Here is a 16,427-nt window from a genome sequence, read left to right on the forward strand (position 1 = left end):
ATAAAAAGCCTGCAACGGGGGAATCGGTCAGGTCAACTTTCGTGCCATGACTACCGTGCGTTTCCAGCGTTTCACAAGTCCTTTGAGATTAAATATCTCTATAAAAAATATATAAATACCTGATGGTAAAACTACTGCATTTTCACCAATTCCATCCCATTGCAAATATCCACTGTTTCCCATTAAAATATTACGGGCCAGAAAACGAACCGGCCTACCTCGTATATCATAGATCGTAATATTACCAACAAAGCCAGGGGCGGGCAGTTGCCAGGAAATTTTCATCAGGTCATCTATTCCATCATGATCCGGCGTAAAAGCCGCCGGCTCAAGTACAATATTCAGGGAATCTGCTGCTTCGGGCCAGCGCTGGGAATTGGGTGCACCAGGAGTAGCATAACCCGCAGTAGCCGCCGCAGAATGCCAGTTATCTCCGCTTGCAGAAGGGCGGTCATATTGCAAACGCTCCAGGGAAATGCCCTGTAGCTCGCTCGCCAGAGGAAAATGTTGTCCATCTGTATAAGGCAATTCATCTATAATGGTACTATCTGCCATTAGTAAGCTGATTCTTCCTGCTGCCATAGGCATAGACGGCAAACTACTTACCTCCTGTATGTTTTCCGGGGCTTTGCAGACGTAATGGCTGCATAGGAGGGCGCCATCTGTAGTAATGGCCAGGAATTGTCCTGGCATCAACAACCGGCCCGCCGTTGCTATTTTTTTAAATGTTTCGAATTTTCCATCTGCCTTTCTTGCACAAAAATATAATTGCCCCAGTTCTATGGTTTTGTGGCTGCGGTTATAGAGCTCAATAAATTCAGGTACCCCCGGGGGCGGATAAAACAAAACTTCATTGATGACCACATCCTGTGCCACTGGCAGCTGCGGCATTCCCAATGTGATACTGGTATTGACTCCACTAACTTCACCATAACAACCGGCCAGGCCAGCCGTACTTAATATATAATCCTGCTGTGGATGAATAGGCGCAGATAGCTGTAATTGTACACTGGTAAATAAAGGAGGACTTACCATACTGGTGGCTACCTTTATTCCTCCTGTGAGTTGATAGCGCGCAGGATCTGCTGCCAGTGCGCTGTCCAGCGTTTTGCTAAATTGCAGAAACACATGCATACTGTCTGTAATGGTAGCAAAAAGCAGATCAGGTCGGGTATTGTCTGTTGTAATAGCGGCTACTGCGTTGGTTTTGCCGGGAGTACCACCCATTGCTGCTGTACAGGCGCGCCAGTTTATTTTTCCACTGCAGGGAAGGGCAGCGTTGATCATTTCCAAACTGACACCTCCCTTGGGTTTAGTGCTGCCATACCAGCCCTGTTGATAATCAACTGCATGTATTACCCTTTTAGCCGGATCATACAGCACTATCAATGCGCTATCATCTGCCAGTGCCGGAAAACGGTCTATTCCCCTGATATTGGGGATGTTATAGCTATTTACCGCAGCAGGTGTACATAACACAAGTAAGCTATCTGCGGGCAGCAAAAAGGGCGGGAGCAACACTTCCCGCTTATTGACAGAGAGTCGCCAGTCTTTCAGTTGTACCGTCTCCCCACTTACATTTCTTAGTTCTATATATTCATAAGGCGGTAGTCCGGTCGCGGGAGAAGGTTTGGGCATAATTTCATGTATAATCACCCCATATCTGCCGGGGGATTGTGTAAAACCGGAAAGGGCCTGCAACAGCAGGAGGGAACAAACAACGGGTAATTTCATATTACTGGGTTTTATGGCGCTCAAACTTAGCATTCAGAATGTTATGCACTGTTAATGCCATGCAAACAGTAAAAAAAAATCTTAGTGCTATGAAAAGCGCGGGCTATACATTAATTTTGGGCTTCCAAAATTTAAAATGTAAAACAAAATGAAAGTTGCCGTAGTAGGAGCGACCGGACTGGTAGGCTCAAAAATGTTACAGGTGTTAACGGAAAGAAATTTTCCCGTTACTGAATTGATTCCCGTGGCTTCTGAGAAGTCCGTTGGTAAGGAAGTAACATTTAAGGGCAAGACCTGGAAGGTGGTGAATGCTGAAACGGCTATTTCCATGCAACCTAATGTGGCTATCTTTTCTGCCGGTGGTGGTACTTCTCTGGAGTGGGCACCTAAATTTGCAGCAGCAGGTATTACTGTTATCGACAACTCCAGTGCCTGGAGAATGGATCCCACCAAAAAACTGGTAGTCCCTGAAGTAAATGGTGATGCTATTACCCGGGAAGATAAAATCATTGCCAATCCTAACTGTTCTACTATTCAAATGGTGCTGGTACTGAAACCATTGCACGAAAAATATAAAATTAAAAGGGTAGTAGTGTCTACTTATCAGTCAGTAACTGGTACCGGTGTTAAAGCGGTAACCCAGTTAATGAATGAAAGACAAGGTATTACCGGTGAAATGGCTTATCCTTACCAGATAGATCTGAATGTTATTCCGCAGATAGACGTATTTCTCGAGAACGGCTATACGAAAGAAGAGATGAAGATGGTAAATGAGACCAAGAAGATTATGGGAGATGACAGCATCCTGGTAACGGCTACGACTGTACGTATTCCGGTAATGGGAGGTCATAGTGAGTCGGTGAACATTGAGTTTGAAAATGAGTATGAAGCGGCCGAACTGCGTGCGATCCTCGAAAACACGCCAGGAGTAGTAGTTGTAGACGATCCTTCCAGGGCACAATACCCCATGCCTAAAGATGCGCACGACAAAGACGAAGTGTTTGTGGGTCGTATCCGCCGGGATGAAACACAGCCTAAAACAGTGAATATGTGGATAGTGGCAGACAACCTTCGTAAAGGTGCTGCTACGAACGCCGTACAGATTGCAGAATACCTCAGCGGTAAGAACTGGCTGTAATCATACTGTTGTGCTATGTAATTAAGGGCCTATTGTACCCTTAAATGCAGCTCCCGTATATGACTATACGAAAATATATCTATAACTCATTAAGAGCAAGCGTGTTACCGCTTGCTCTTTTTTACGTGATTCATAAAACGATAACACAAAAACCTTAAAAATTACACGGAAGTAGTATTGATTTGTGGCGGATAAAATCCAATTTTGGTAGTAATAATCCTATGCCAACTAAAACTCTTTGAAAAAGAAGAGTAGTCCAATTTTAGAGATGCCGGTATTTTTCGTTATTTTCTAATCAGAAAACACCCTTAAGTCCTATGAAAACCAACACCAATCGCGAACTTCTGTTAATGCACAAGTTCACCGAAGAGTGGAGCACCAATTTCTCTTCACAGGTATCCCGGATCATGAACATCGTTGATCAGCAGGATACATTAGATGGAATTATACCTATTATTGAGGTGGCCAATGTTTACAATCAACGTTTTGCCCACGCGCGTACGGACAAAGAAAACCTTTTAAAGAATCGCAAAGCTCGTCCGTTCGAATTCCTCATTCACAAAAATTAATTCTGGGTTAAACCGGAGAGTTATTTATTAGTTTATCAGATAGTTAGTTTACATGAAGTTGCCAGGGGAAAACAGAGAGCCATTTGCCTATTTACTGGTTTGGGTATTGGGTATTGTTTGTGGCTTTGCTTTTCTGATGTTGTTCGCAGGCGCTATCTATATGTTAGTAACTGGCAACTACTAATGCAAATTATTTATCTGATAAACTAATAAACTACTTATTATCAATCCATGGCGCGGTTAATGAACTGCAACAGTGGTTGCATCAGCGCAAATGTTTTCAAAATTTCCTTTACAATAGTAGGTTGTGTGCATGCTTCATCCGAAAAGGGATGTGATACAATCACACTTTTCAGCTTTAAATAAGCAATAGCCGGGTTGTCCGGTTGATACCCCTGCGGAGCTGTTTTCAATGCATCTCCTTCTACCTTCCCAAAATGCTTAATAAATTCTTTATTGGAAATGAGTTGTTCAAACTCTTTGAAGTTATAATCAATTTCCTGACGTATCTTTTTCAACTCCGGAGCGGCTGGCATCCAAATGCCGCCACCAGCAAAGCTATTTCCGCCTGGTTCCAGTTGAAAATAGTAACCCGCGAGGGTCGATTTTTTGCCCCCTATCTGAAAAGAGGCACCCAGATTTGTTTTGTAAGGCGTTTTATCTTTCGAAAACCGGACATCCTTATAAATACGAAAAACACAATCTTTTACCTGTAGACCCTGCAGAGAGGCATCCTGCCTGGCCAGCCCATCAATGAGCTGCTGTACCATACTTTCAAAATCAGCTTTTGCGGTTTGATATTCGGTTCTGTGTTCGTCAAACCAGACTTTATTATTATTCAGCCTGAGAGACTTCAGAAATTTTAACGTGGACGGCTGCAACATTATTTCTTTTTGAACCCAATATAATACAAAAGAAGCTGAAAGCATAAGGCAGAAAGCAAAAAGCTATTGTAGCGAACGACCAGAGCGATTATTTATACGCCTTCATCATTCACTACAATAGCTTTTTGCTTTATCCTTTCTGCTCTTTTGCTCAGAAATGGTAAGTGGCGGCTAAAAGTACATTGGATGTCATATCGTAAGGTTTACCATCCGACTTACTGAATATATCAGCAGATGCTTTATCTAATCTGAATTCCGGCATAATAGTTAGGTTTCCTACCTTATAATTAAAAGTAAGCGTACCGGCAACTACATTACCTCCATCGGGTATCGCACCAAATACTTTCAAACCATCTTTATCACTAAAGTATTCACCACGTACTGTTAATCCGAATTTATCGGTAAAGTCGAGATTTACGTAGAGCGCATTACCCCACCATTTGGCATTTTCACGGGTTTCTTTAGGTGCGCGTGTATCTGAATAAGTGCTGTAGGTAGCGTTATAACCAAGACCCAGCACTTTATTAATCTGATAAGTTGCTACCAGATCTACCTGGTGGTTTTGAACACCGAAAGTATCTTTTCCTTCGAGGTAATTCAGGTATAATTTAATGGGTGTTTCGGCAGGAGCGAAGCCCAGCTGAGCACCAATATATTTATGGCTGTTAAGGGATACTGATTTTAAATCGGTAGGATTAAACACCCCTACCATGGCACTTAAAGAGGAGGTGATTGCAATGTCTGCTTTAACTCCTGTATTGAAAAAAGGACCGTAACTAAACATATAGCTCATGCTATAGTTTCTATTGGCATAGGCATCTACCAATTCATAACCGATATGAGTAGCAAAACTACCGAGACTAACTTTCACTTTTTCTGTTAACTGGTAAGAAACATACAGTTGCTTGATGGCCATAGACAAGCCGTTTGACGAGCCAGGTACATCATTATAGGAAAATTCTCCGGCTCTTTTACCAAATCCCAGATCAGCAACGATACTTCCTTTTTTAAATCCATGTTCCACTTTCAGAGATACCATACCTAATTCGAAAGAATTATGTGAGTTGGTAAAACTGGTTTTATTATCGGTGTAGTTGCCATTCAGATTGTACTTATAATATACATCAGCGGATCCGGATAATTTAAAAGCCGGAGCTACTGTAGTATCCGTCGTGGATTGTGACATGGCAACGAGGCTGCTGCCCATGACAAATAAGGTCGTTAACATTCTTTTCATACTTATAAATTTGGTTGATAAAATGGTAAGTATTGATGCGGCCTTTTCTTGCGGATTGTTTCGGGGGTGTATTCGCGTGCTTTCTGATGATGCTACAATCAGAATAGAAGGAATGGATAATCAGTAGCTAATGATTGGTGCGAGTTTCACTTATTTACAGCGATTTAACTACCAATTATCCATTCCAGGTTCTTACAACATAAAGTATATGTTTAATAAAGTTGATAAAGATCGTATTCAATGAACTGCCACTCTGTTGTTATACCGGTGTATAACCTTTTTTTTCAAGAGTGTACCAGTTCATCTTCTTCTTTCAGAGAACCGTTGTCGGATATGCTGATCAGAGAAGGATGATAATTTTCGTTGTGTTGTGATACATCCAGGCCCAGTTCTTCTTCTTCTTCAGTTACACGCAGCGGATGAATAAGGTTGATCAGTTTGAAGATACCATATGATACGGTGAAGCTATAGCCTACTACCAGTAACAGGCCGAGCACCTGATTTTTAAACAGCTCGAAGTTGCCATAGAGCCAACCATCGTTGCCACCAGCGTTGATGGTTTTGGTAGCGAAGATACCTGTGAGTAACATACCCACCATACCACCTAAACCATGGCAAGGGAATACATCCAGTGTATCATCAATGCTGGTTTTTGATTTCCAGTGTACAGCTACGTTAGAAACGATAGCAGCAATAAATCCGATGAATATACTTTGTGGGATAGCAACGAAACCAGCTGCAGGTGTAATGGCTACCAGACCAACCACTGCACCGATGCAGAAGCCGAGTGCTGATGGTTTTCTACCGCGGATCACATCAAAAAACACCCATGATAAACCGGCAGCAGCAGTAGCAGTATTAGTAGTTGCAAAAGCAGTAGCAGCGAGAGCGTTAGCGCTCAAAGCAGAACCTGCGTTGAAACCGAACCAGCCGAACCAAAGTAAACCGGTACCCAGTAATACGAAAGGAATATTTGCAGGTTGTAATTCTTTCTTTTCCACGTGATCCTTTCTTCTTTTCAGCACCAGTGCACCAGCTAATGCAGCACAACCAGCAGAAATATGTACCACTGTACCACCAGCAAAATCCAGTACACCTAATTTAAACAGGATACCATCAGGATGCCATGTCCAGTGTGCAATAGGTGCGTATATCAATACGCTGAATAACACCATGAATAATACATAGGAAGTAAAACGGATTCTTCCTGCTACGGCACCTACTACCAGCGCAGGTGTGATGATCGCAAACTTCATCTGGAAGAGCGCAAACAATAACAGTGGAATAGTAGGCGCCAGGCTCCATGGAGCACCAGATCCTACATTCTGAAACATAAAGAATGTGCGGGGATCACCAATGATGCCGTTAACAGATTTACCAAACGCCAGGCTAAATCCAACAACTAACCATACAATGCTKATAATTCCGGTTGCAATGAAKCTTTGCATCATGGTAGAAATAACATTCTTCTTATTTACCATACCTCCGTAAAAGAAGGACAAACCGGGAGTCATTAAAAATACCAGCGAAGAGGCTACCAGAATCCAGGCAATGTCAGCAGAATTATATTTGCCGCCATCAGCAAAACTCGGGAGGGAAGGGATAAAAATTCCAATAATCGCAATGATCGAAAGGAAAATGAAGGGGAGATAGTCCTGAAATGATATTTTCTTCATAGCGTTTGATTTTTAAATTTCTTAAATAAAAGTAGGTCTGAAATTTAAAACATCAAATAGAAGGCGCTAAAAATAGAAATATTTGAATAAGAGGTGCTAAATTTAGGATTAAGTCAATAATATTATAAATAACTATAATGTTAATTATTATTTTTCTGAATATATGCTTTTCAAACGGTGCTTAATTCATACTTAATAAGTTGATTATAAGCATATTACATAAGACATTAAGGAAAGGTTAACATTTTTCAAATTTGCCAGGTGCACGCCTTACTGTAATGAGGGAACATATGACATAAACACCTGACAAATAATATTTTACAAATATTATATTTATCAATTTGAAGCAAAGAATCTGATAAATACATTATGAATAATTACATATAATATTATAAATGAGCAAAGCCATTTATTGTTTCATTTCTAATAATTCCCGCTCCATCGCAAACATTTGATCCCTTAAACGGGCTGCTTCCATAAAATCAAGATCGCGGGCTGCTTTTTCCATATCMTTCTTCACTTTGGCGATAGATTTTTCCATCTGCGGGATGGTTTTCACAGCCGCAGCGGAAGTCTTGGCGTATGCCATAGCATCCTCTGCTACCAGTTGTACTTCATCATGTACAGCCATAGKAGAATTTTCATCGAAGTGCTTGATTTCCAATACAGATGTTTGGCCCAGGATCTGTTCTTTGCTTTTACGTACCGTCTTCGGCGTAATATTATGTGCAATATTAAAGGCCACCTGCTTTTCCCGGCGACGATCCGTTTCATCAATGGTGCGCTGCATGCTCTCGGTTATCTTATCTGCATAAAAGATGACCAACCCATCTACGTTACGCGCCGCACGACCAGCCGTTTGCGTCAGTGAGCGCTCATCTCTCAGGAACCCTTCCTTATCAGCATCCAGAATGGCCACCAACGATACCTCCGGCAAATCAAGTCCCTCTCTCAGCAGGTTTACCCCTACTAATACATCTATATTACCCAACCGTAGATCCCTTAAGATCTCTATACGCTCCAGTGTATCTACTTCAGAGTGGATGTAGCGTGACTTAATATTAATACGTCCCAGGTACTTATCCATTTCCTCGGCCATGCGCTTGGTCAGCGTCGTTACCAACACCCGATCACCTTTCTGTACGCGCTTATCTATCTCTTCCAGCAGGTCATCCACCTGGTTAATGCTGGGTCTTACTTCAATAGGAGGTTCCAGCAGGCCGGTAGGACGTACCACCTGTTCCACTACCACACCTTCCGTTTTCTTCAGTTCATAATCCCCGGGGGTAGCACTCACAAAAATGGCCTGGTTCACCATATTCTCAAACTCGTAGAAATTCAGCGGGCGGTTATCCATAGCAGATGGCAACCTAAAACCAAATTCCACCAGGTTCAGTTTACGGGAACGGTCACCGCCATACATGGCGCCAATCTGCGGAATAGTTACGTGGCTCTCATCAATTACCAGCAGGAAATCTTCCGGGAAATAATCCAACAGGCAGAAGGGTCTCGCACCGGGCTTACGGCGATCCAGGAACCTGGAGTAGTTCTCAATACCACTACAATAACCCAGTTCACGAATCATTTCCACATCATAATTCACCCTTTCGGATAAACGCTGTGCTTCGATCAGTTTACCATTGGCTTTGAAATAATCTACCTGGGCTTTCAGTTCATCCTGTATTTCATAGATGATCTGTTGCATCATATCCTTAGGCGCCAGATACATATTAGCCGGGAAAATGGCAGCATTTTCCACTACGGTAATACGCTTACTGTTTTGCACATCAATCGTTTCTATCTCTTCTATCTCATCTCCAAAAAAAGTAATCCGGTAGCCATAATCCACGTAAGACAGGTTAATATCCACAGTGTCTCCTTTTACCCGGAAATTACCCCGGTTAAAATCGCCAGTAGTGCGGCTATACAAGGAGTTTACAAGTCCATGCAGTAAGGTATTACGACTCAGTGTCTGTCCTTTTGTTATACGGATAATCCCATTTTCATAATCTGTAGGGTTACCGATACCATAGATACAGGACACGCTTGCCACCACAATAATATCTCTTCGACCAGACAGGAGGCTGGCAGAAGTTCTCAACCGGAGCTTATCCAATTCCTCGTTAATAGCCAGGTCTTTTTCTATATAAGTATCACTTACGGGCATATAGGCCTCTGGCTGATAATAATCGTAATAGGATACATAATATTCTACCGCATTGTCCGGGAAAAACTGTTTGAACTCGCCATAAAGCTGTGCCACCAGGGTTTTGTTATGTGTCAGCACCAGGGTAGGGCGCTGTACCTCCTGTATCACATTGGCTACAGTATATGTTTTTCCTGACCCTGTAACCCCCAACAGGGTCTGAAATGGCTCCCCTTCGTTGAGTCCCTGGGTTAATTGTTTGATGGCTTCCGGCTGATCACCAGCGGGAGAATATGGAGCGCGTATACTAAAAGGCATATTGAATTTGTATTTGAGCAGTATCCGTAAAAATACTAAAGAATAAGGAAGTGGAAGTGTTAAAAAAGAAGCTTTAATTTAGCGGCTCATACCAAGGACTGACTTATGAGAAAAAAAATTTTATTGGGCTTGATAGTGGCCTTCCTGCTACCCCTTGCCTCTTTTGCCTGGGGACCTAACGGTCACCGCATTGTTGCTGAAATTGCCTGGCTTCACCTTACGCCAAAAGCCCGTAAAGCGATCGATAAAATATTGGGAGGTCAAAGTATGGCCATGATTGCCAACTGGCCGGATTTTATCAAATCAGACACCACCCACCAGTATGACCATACCAACTCCTGGCACTACCTGGACTTTCCAGCGGATATTGACCGCGCAAAATTTGATCAGTTATTGAATGCGGCTACCGGTGAAAACCTGTATACCGAAACCCAGGCGATGATCAAAGACCTGAAGAATCGTGAGCTGTCTCAGGAGAAAAAGCTGTTTGCCCTGACTTTCCTGGTACATATGATGGGAGATATGCATCAGCCACTGCATGTGGGCCGTGACGAAGATATGGGTGGCAACAAGATCAATGTAATGTGGTTCGACAAACCGTCTAACCTGCATCGTGTATGGGACGAGCACCTGATCGATTTCCAGCAGCTGAGTTACACAGAGTATACCAAAGCGCTTAACATCGCTTCTGCAGCCGAAATAAAGACCATACAGAGCGGTTCTATTGCCGACTGGATGTTCGACTCACATCTGCTGTCCGACAAAGTATATGCCTATACCAAACCAGATGCAAAGCTCAGCTATCGTTATAATTATGTTTTTGTAAAAGATCTGAACCAGCAGCTGCTGAAAGGAGGGCTGAGACTGGCGGCCGTACTGAACGGAATATATAAATAGCTTTTAGCTTTTAGCCATTAGCTTTTAGCAAAAATGCAGCGGAGAACATCGTTTGTTCCCTGCTGCATTTTTGCTAAAAGCTAATGGCTAAAAGCTAAAAGCTATCTATACCAGATCAATATCGAAGTTCACCAGCTGAACAAACTGTTCCAGACGTGTAGTAATGTCTTCATGCGTGATTTCACGGATACGTTCTGTACCGAATTTTTCCACGCAGAATGAAGCCATAGCAGAACCCACGATGATCGCGGTTTTCATATTTTCGAAAGAAATGTCCTTTGTCTTAGCCAGGTGTCCGATGAAGCCACCTGCGAATGTATCACCCGCGCCGGTTGGATCATACACATCATCCAGTGGCATAGCAGGTGCAAAGAACACATGATTTTCATGGAATAACAATGCACCGTGTTCACCTTTCTTGATGATCAGGTAACGTGGTCCCATAGACAGGATCTTACGGGCCGCTTTTACCAGGGAGAACTCACCGCTCAACTGACGGGCTTCACCATCATTTACCATCAGCACATCTACTCTTTTTAATACTTTCAACAGATCATCCAGCGCTACTTCCATCCAGAAGTTCATGGTATCCATTACTATCAGCTTAGGACGTACCTTAAACTGATCCAGCACACTCATCTGTACCTGTGGTGTAAGGTTACCCAGGATCAGGAATTCGCTTCCCTGGTAGCTTTCAGGAATCACTGGCTTAAAATCAGCCAGTACATTCAGCTCTGTAGCCAATGAATCACGGGTATTCATATCCATGTGATACCTGCCTGACCAGTAGAAGGATTTCTCCCCCGGCTTATGCTCTACACCATCAAGCGCTACACCTTTTGCTGTCAGTGCATCCAGTTCTGATTGGGGAAAATCTTCGCCTATTACTGATACCTGGTTAATTGGCTGAACAAAGTTTGATGCCGCCCATGCAATGTAAACGGCGGAACCACCAATGATTTTACCTGATTTGCCAAAGGGGGTTTCGATTTCATCGAACGCCATAGAACCTACAACCGTGAGTGACATGCTATTTTAGTTAATTTTTATTACTTTAAAATTTAATACAAAACCAGGCAAAGGTAACTACTTATACAGAAAGCAGGAAGCTAAATCTTCACCTGTTTCCAGGTACCGCGGCGAAACAGCAGTATGGCAGCTATAGCGGCTGCCGATTCAGAGATCGCAATTGCCCAGAATACCCCAACAGGGCCCATCTTCAACCAAACAGACAGGGTATAGGCCAACGGCATCTGAAACATCCACATGGCAAATAAATTAATCAGCATCGGTGTGCGGGTATCACCTGCACCATTGAAAGACTGGGTCAGTACCATTCCAAAGGCATAAAAGATATAGCCACCACTCATTAACCGGATGCATTGCACCGCATAGCCAAGCACAATAGGATCATCTGTAAAGAAGCTGATAATAGCCGGTGCTCCTATCATGAAAATAATGGCCACTATACCCAGAAACACCATATTAAAGAAGGCTGCCCGCCAGGCTGACGTGGCAGCGCGTTCCGGCTGCTGCGCACCCAGGTTTTGCCCTACGAGGGCTGCTGCTGCATTGGCCATTCCCCAGGCAGGTAATATGGTAAAGATGATTACCCGGATGGCAATAGTATATCCGGCTACCGCATCTTTGCCAAAATGAGAAATAATACGCACCAGGAAAATCCAGCTGGCAGAAGCAATCAACATCTGCGCAGTTGCCCCCATGGCGATTTTCAGGATCGCCCCAATCAAACGCCAAACAGGCACCAGGTGCTTCTTTGTAATACGTATTAAGTCTCTTCCCTTTATTAAATGATATAACTGGTAGGTTACGCCCATCCCCCTGCCAATAAAAGTGGCAATGGCTGCTCCTTTTAAGCCCATTGCAGGAATAGGGCCCCAACCTGAAATCAATAACGGACATAGTATAATATTCAGACCGTTGGCAATCCATAATGTGCGCATGGCCAATGCTGCGTCTCCGGCACCACGAAAAACACCATTGACCAGGAATAATAAAATAACAACCACATTACCAGCAAGTACAATTTTCGTATATACATAACCGTAATCTGCCACTTCTTTGGCGGCCCCCATCAATAGTAATATATCTTTCGAAAAAAATAATCCTACAACACTTACCACCAATGAAATAATTAATCCGGGATACAGTGACTGCATCGCTGCATGTGCCGCTCCGTCGGGATCTTTTTCACCTGTTCTTCTGGCGATCATAGCAGTAGCCGCCATACTCAAACCCATTGCACCAGTATACACCAAGGTGAGTACTGATTCGGTTAACCCTACTGTAGTAATTGCATTCACGCCGAGATGACTCACGAAATAAATGTCTACTACTGCAAAAAGCGATTCCATGGCCATTTCCAGTATCATTGGAATAGAAAGCAAAAAAATAGCACGATTGATACTACCTGTTGTAAACTCTTTTTCACTACCGGCAACGGCTATTTTAAATAATTGAAAGAAACGAGCTATGCGCGATAGCATCTTCGTTAAAATATGCATACAAATACTTTGAAAAATAAAAGGAGAAACAGCGCGGTTGAGGGCACTGCAAACAAAAAAATAAGAGTGGGAGGGCGACAAACGGAAATACCGTAGTCTGATTACATTTTCATATTACTATCAGTTGGCGCATCTGATCGCGATGCCTTACAAATGTAATTTAATTTTTGAATCATCAAAAAACATCTTTACAAAAAGATGCTGGTTAAAAAATAAATGGTTAAACGCTTAGTTATACTTACCGTGTTGGTCGAAAAAAAATTTCATACCGCTGTAACTCTTTACCAATAAGCATTACATGGGATAAAAATAAATATTTAAAAAATTTTCTACTTATAGATGTAACTTTTTATTTCATGCCTCGTTTAACATCTACTAGTAAGCGCTGAAAACCTATATAGAAAAAAGTAAATCACAATCTTAAAATCACAAGGTTAGTGACAGTTGTAATTCAACTGTTCCAGAATCGTAATCTTAAAACTTTTATAAAACTGAAATCATGCTTATGTTCAACAAACACGCGCTCCAGACCGGAGTAGCGCTCGCTACTGTATTGGCTATATCTTTCACATCCTGCAAAAATGATGATAATGATACGCCAACTCCACCGCCTGCACGTACCAAATCATTTGACCTGAAAGGAACTGGCGCTGATAAGGATACTAAAGTTGGTAATATCACACTTACAGAAAATACTGATAGCTCTGTGAATGTAGTATTGAACCTGACAAAAAATACCAAAGACGCAGCGCACAAAATTTATCTGATTGCAGGTACAACTACCGCTCCGGTTACTGACACCCTGTACAATGGTGGCTTCCAGGGAACTGGCGCTGCACTGAAAGTAGAGCTCTTCACTAAAGTGAAAACAATTAAAGTTAGCAAACCAGGTAGCATTCAGAAAGACACCGCTTTCAAATATGATAACGCACTGGCTATCGCTTCTCACATTAAAGTGTTGAAAGGCGCAGATACGCTGGCTATCGGTCTCTTTGGCAAAAGCAACTAATTCTCCGAAGAATTTACATTAAAACTATCGCAGGCATATCCCTTCAAAAGGATATGCTTTTGCATGTTCTTATATTCAAGAAGGATACCTTACTATAAACAAAAAGCCGGCTAAATAGCCGGCTTTGAAATGGTAAAATGTAGGATATGGAAGCAATCGGCCTATAGCCGCGCTTAGAAAAAATATTATTGACTACTACTATCTTCTTCTTTTACCTGTATTTGTCTTTTTAACACCTTGAACTCTGTTCTACGGTTAAGCTGACGACCTTCAGGATTATCTTTATGATTAGGCAGTGAGTTAGGTGCAATTGGTCTTGATTTACCATAGCCTTTCGCAATCAGTCGTTCCGGTGAAATACCCTTACTTATCAGGTAATCAACACAAGACTGTGCACGTGCCTGAGACAACTTCTCATTATACTTTACAGAGCCAACACTATCCGTGTGTGCACTCATTTCAATGGTCAGTTTCGGATTATCGTTCAACATATCTACCACTGTATCTAACACCACTTTCGATTCATTACGAAGTGTGGCCTTGTTGAAGTCATAGTAAATATTATTAAGTACGATTGGTTTCTCGATTTCATAATGCTTGAGGCAGAGGGTTGGATTATCCATAGAATCCACTCTTTGCAGTTCGTCTGTATTGAAATAGAGTGCTTTGGTGAAATAATTTTCTTTCTCCGCTATTATTTTATAGTAGCGTTGCGGATCAACTTCGAAGGTGTACCGGCCGGTAGCATCCAGCGTCATTTTTTTGATTGTTTTTCTTCTCACTGTATCCAGTAAGCTAACAGTAGCTCCCTGCAATGGCAGATGTGTATCGCAATCTACAATCAATCCACTGGCTATTTTTCGGATACGATTAATACCAAATACTTCGAGGCAGCAAATAGATTCCCTGTCGGAGCTGATGAATCCGGCGGCAAAAGGATGGGTGTTATCCAATGCAGTGTAATAGATATCATCTTTAGGGGAGTTCAATGGTTTGCCCATATTAACAGGGGTAGACCAGGTACCAAAATCTCCCTCACTCTGGAAGAAGTCGAGTCCACCCAGGCCCACACGCCCATCTGTGCTGAATACCAGGAGATTTTTCTCGGCATCATAAAAGGGACCCTGTTCTTCATCTTTGGTATTTATGGCAGTTCCCATATTACGTGCACCACCGGGAGTTCCGTTAGTCATAATACAATACCACAAATCATTTTTACCCATCCCTCCTGGTCTGTTGGAAGAAAAGAGTAAGTATTTTCCATCAGCTGTGATGTAAGGTTGCATAGAATTGTACCCTGCTACGTTTACATTATCGCCTAAGATTTTAGGTTCTGACCATACACCGTTCTGCCGGGTACTGATATAAATAGCGGATTGTTTCACGCCATCTTTCATCAACCAACGGGTAAGATACAGTGAGTTGCCATCTGGTGTTAATGTAGATACACCTTGATCATAACCTTTGGCGGTAGGAATATTTACTTTCTGACTGTTATCAAAATTATTACCGCTACCAGTGGCGGTATAAAGCGCATTAACATAGGGGGTGCCTTTAGGCTGTTTCTTATTGGCTGCCGCCTGTTTGGCGGTTGGCGCGGGCAAAGGTGGATTATCGGAACGGGAAGACGTATACATTAAAGTGCTTCCATCCAGTATTACCGGGGCGTAGTTAGCGCCACCTTCGTTTACATTACCTGAAGTTTTAACGATGGTAAATCTTGGTTCTTTATTGGCTTCTGACAGTGCGAACTGACAACAGGCAATTTCAAGGGGTGTTCTTGTAGACAGTTCATCGGCAGCAGTATAGCTTTGTTTGAACTTAGTAAATTCATCCAATGCCTGTTGATACTTTCCATTAAAGCGTAAGCATACCGCGTACCAGTAACGGGCTTGGGGATATGCAGGATTATTAAATCCTACCAGCTGCGAGTACCAGGTTTCAGCATTGCCATAATCATAGAAAAGCCGGTAGGATTCAGCCAACCTAGCTACTACCTGCTGATAATCTTTCACTTTACCGCTTGGGGGTGCGGAACCTGCAATGGTATAGGGCAATACCTGTTCTGGTTTGATCTTGAAAGTGCCAAGCGCTTTATTATAATACTGCGCTGCGGAATAATAATCTCTTGAATTGTAAAAGACATCAGCAGTATGTTTAAAATCGTAAACATATTGCGCCTGTGTCGCGTCTATTATTCCTAAAAAAACCACCAGCCAACAGAGTGTAATTTTTTTCATGAGGGTTCCATTTCTTTTTTCTGTATAAGTTTTTTCCTCCATTCTGATCCGGTT

The 16,427-nt window shown here is 42.4% G+C and carries 12 protein-coding genes; 4 read left to right on the forward strand and 8 right to left on the reverse strand.

Annotated elements, in window-relative coordinates:
• Positions 1-27: 27 nt before the first annotated feature.
• Entirely contained in the window at positions 28-1,734 is a 1,707-nt protein-coding gene (locus AC1DCV_RS21860; RefSeq protein ID WP_477025148.1) for a lamin tail domain-containing protein, read from the reverse strand.
• 148 nt (positions 1,735-1,882) lie between these two features.
• Here AC1DCV_RS21860 and AC1DCV_RS21865 point away from each other — a divergent pair, with 148 nt between their 5' ends.
• Both AC1DCV_RS21865 and AC1DCV_RS21870 read left to right on the forward strand, forming a co-directional pair.
• Complete coding sequence (locus tag AC1DCV_RS21865) at positions 1,883-2,872, forward strand: aspartate-semialdehyde dehydrogenase (RefSeq protein WP_477025149.1); 990 nt, start codon at positions 1,883-1,885, stop codon at positions 2,870-2,872.
• A 350-nt stretch (positions 2,873-3,222) separates the two neighbouring features.
• Entirely contained in the window at positions 3,223-3,441 is a 219-nt protein-coding gene (locus tag AC1DCV_RS21870) for a hypothetical protein (RefSeq protein WP_127042883.1), read from the forward strand.
• Between the two features lie 224 nt (positions 3,442-3,665).
• Here the strand turns inward: AC1DCV_RS21870 and AC1DCV_RS21875 are convergent, their stop codons facing one another.
• The 4 genes from AC1DCV_RS21875 to uvrB all read right to left on the reverse strand — a co-directional run bounded on the left by AC1DCV_RS21875 (position 3,666) and on the right by uvrB (position 9,702).
• The gene (locus AC1DCV_RS21875) at positions 3,666-4,325 is read right to left on the reverse strand and encodes a DUF2461 domain-containing protein (protein WP_477025150.1); all 660 of its coding nucleotides are present in this window, start codon (positions 4,323-4,325) and stop codon (positions 3,666-3,668) included.
• 151 nt (positions 4,326-4,476) lie between these two features.
• Positions 4,477-5,562, reverse strand: coding sequence for a porin (locus AC1DCV_RS21880; protein WP_477025151.1), 1,086 nt, complete (start codon positions 5,560-5,562; stop codon positions 4,477-4,479).
• Positions 5,563-5,846: 284 nt separating this feature from the next.
• On the reverse strand, positions 5,847-7,238 hold the full coding sequence (locus tag AC1DCV_RS21885; protein ID WP_477025152.1) for an ammonium transporter: 1,392 nt from the start codon (positions 7,236-7,238) through the stop codon (positions 5,847-5,849).
• 409 nt (positions 7,239-7,647) lie between these two features.
• A complete protein-coding gene (gene uvrB, locus AC1DCV_RS21890; protein ID WP_477025153.1) occupies positions 7,648-9,702 on the reverse strand; it encodes an excinuclease ABC subunit UvrB in 2,055 nt (684 codons plus the stop codon).
• Positions 9,703-9,807: 105 nt separating this feature from the next.
• Here uvrB and AC1DCV_RS21895 point away from each other — a divergent pair, with 105 nt between their 5' ends.
• Positions 9,808-10,599, forward strand: a complete 792-nt coding sequence (locus AC1DCV_RS21895; protein ID WP_477025154.1) for a S1/P1 nuclease — start codon at positions 9,808-9,810, stop codon at positions 10,597-10,599.
• Positions 10,600-10,704: 105 nt separating this feature from the next.
• Here the strand turns inward: AC1DCV_RS21895 and AC1DCV_RS21900 are convergent, their stop codons facing one another.
• Both AC1DCV_RS21900 and AC1DCV_RS21905 read right to left on the reverse strand, forming a co-directional pair.
• On the reverse strand, positions 10,705-11,628 hold the full coding sequence (locus tag AC1DCV_RS21900) for a PfkB family carbohydrate kinase (protein ID WP_477025155.1): 924 nt from the start codon (positions 11,626-11,628) through the stop codon (positions 10,705-10,707).
• Between the two features lie 80 nt (positions 11,629-11,708).
• On the reverse strand, positions 11,709-13,124 hold the full coding sequence (locus tag AC1DCV_RS21905; protein ID WP_477025156.1) for an MATE family efflux transporter: 1,416 nt from the start codon (positions 13,122-13,124) through the stop codon (positions 11,709-11,711).
• Positions 13,125-13,629: 505 nt separating this feature from the next.
• Here AC1DCV_RS21905 and AC1DCV_RS21910 point away from each other — a divergent pair.
• Positions 13,630-14,133, forward strand: a complete 504-nt coding sequence (locus AC1DCV_RS21910) for a hypothetical protein (protein ID WP_477025157.1) — start codon at positions 13,630-13,632, stop codon at positions 14,131-14,133.
• 185 nt (positions 14,134-14,318) lie between these two features.
• On the opposite strand, the gene AC1DCV_RS21915 is transcribed toward AC1DCV_RS21910, so the two are convergent.
• Positions 14,319-16,373: an OmpA family protein gene (locus AC1DCV_RS21915; protein ID WP_477025158.1), complete on the reverse strand. Its 2,055-nt coding sequence runs from the start codon at positions 16,371-16,373 to the stop codon at positions 14,319-14,321.
• Between the last annotated feature and the right edge of the window lie 54 nt (positions 16,374-16,427).

The sequence above is a fragment of the Chitinophaga sp. 10T418 genome (genome assembly GCF_056394125.1).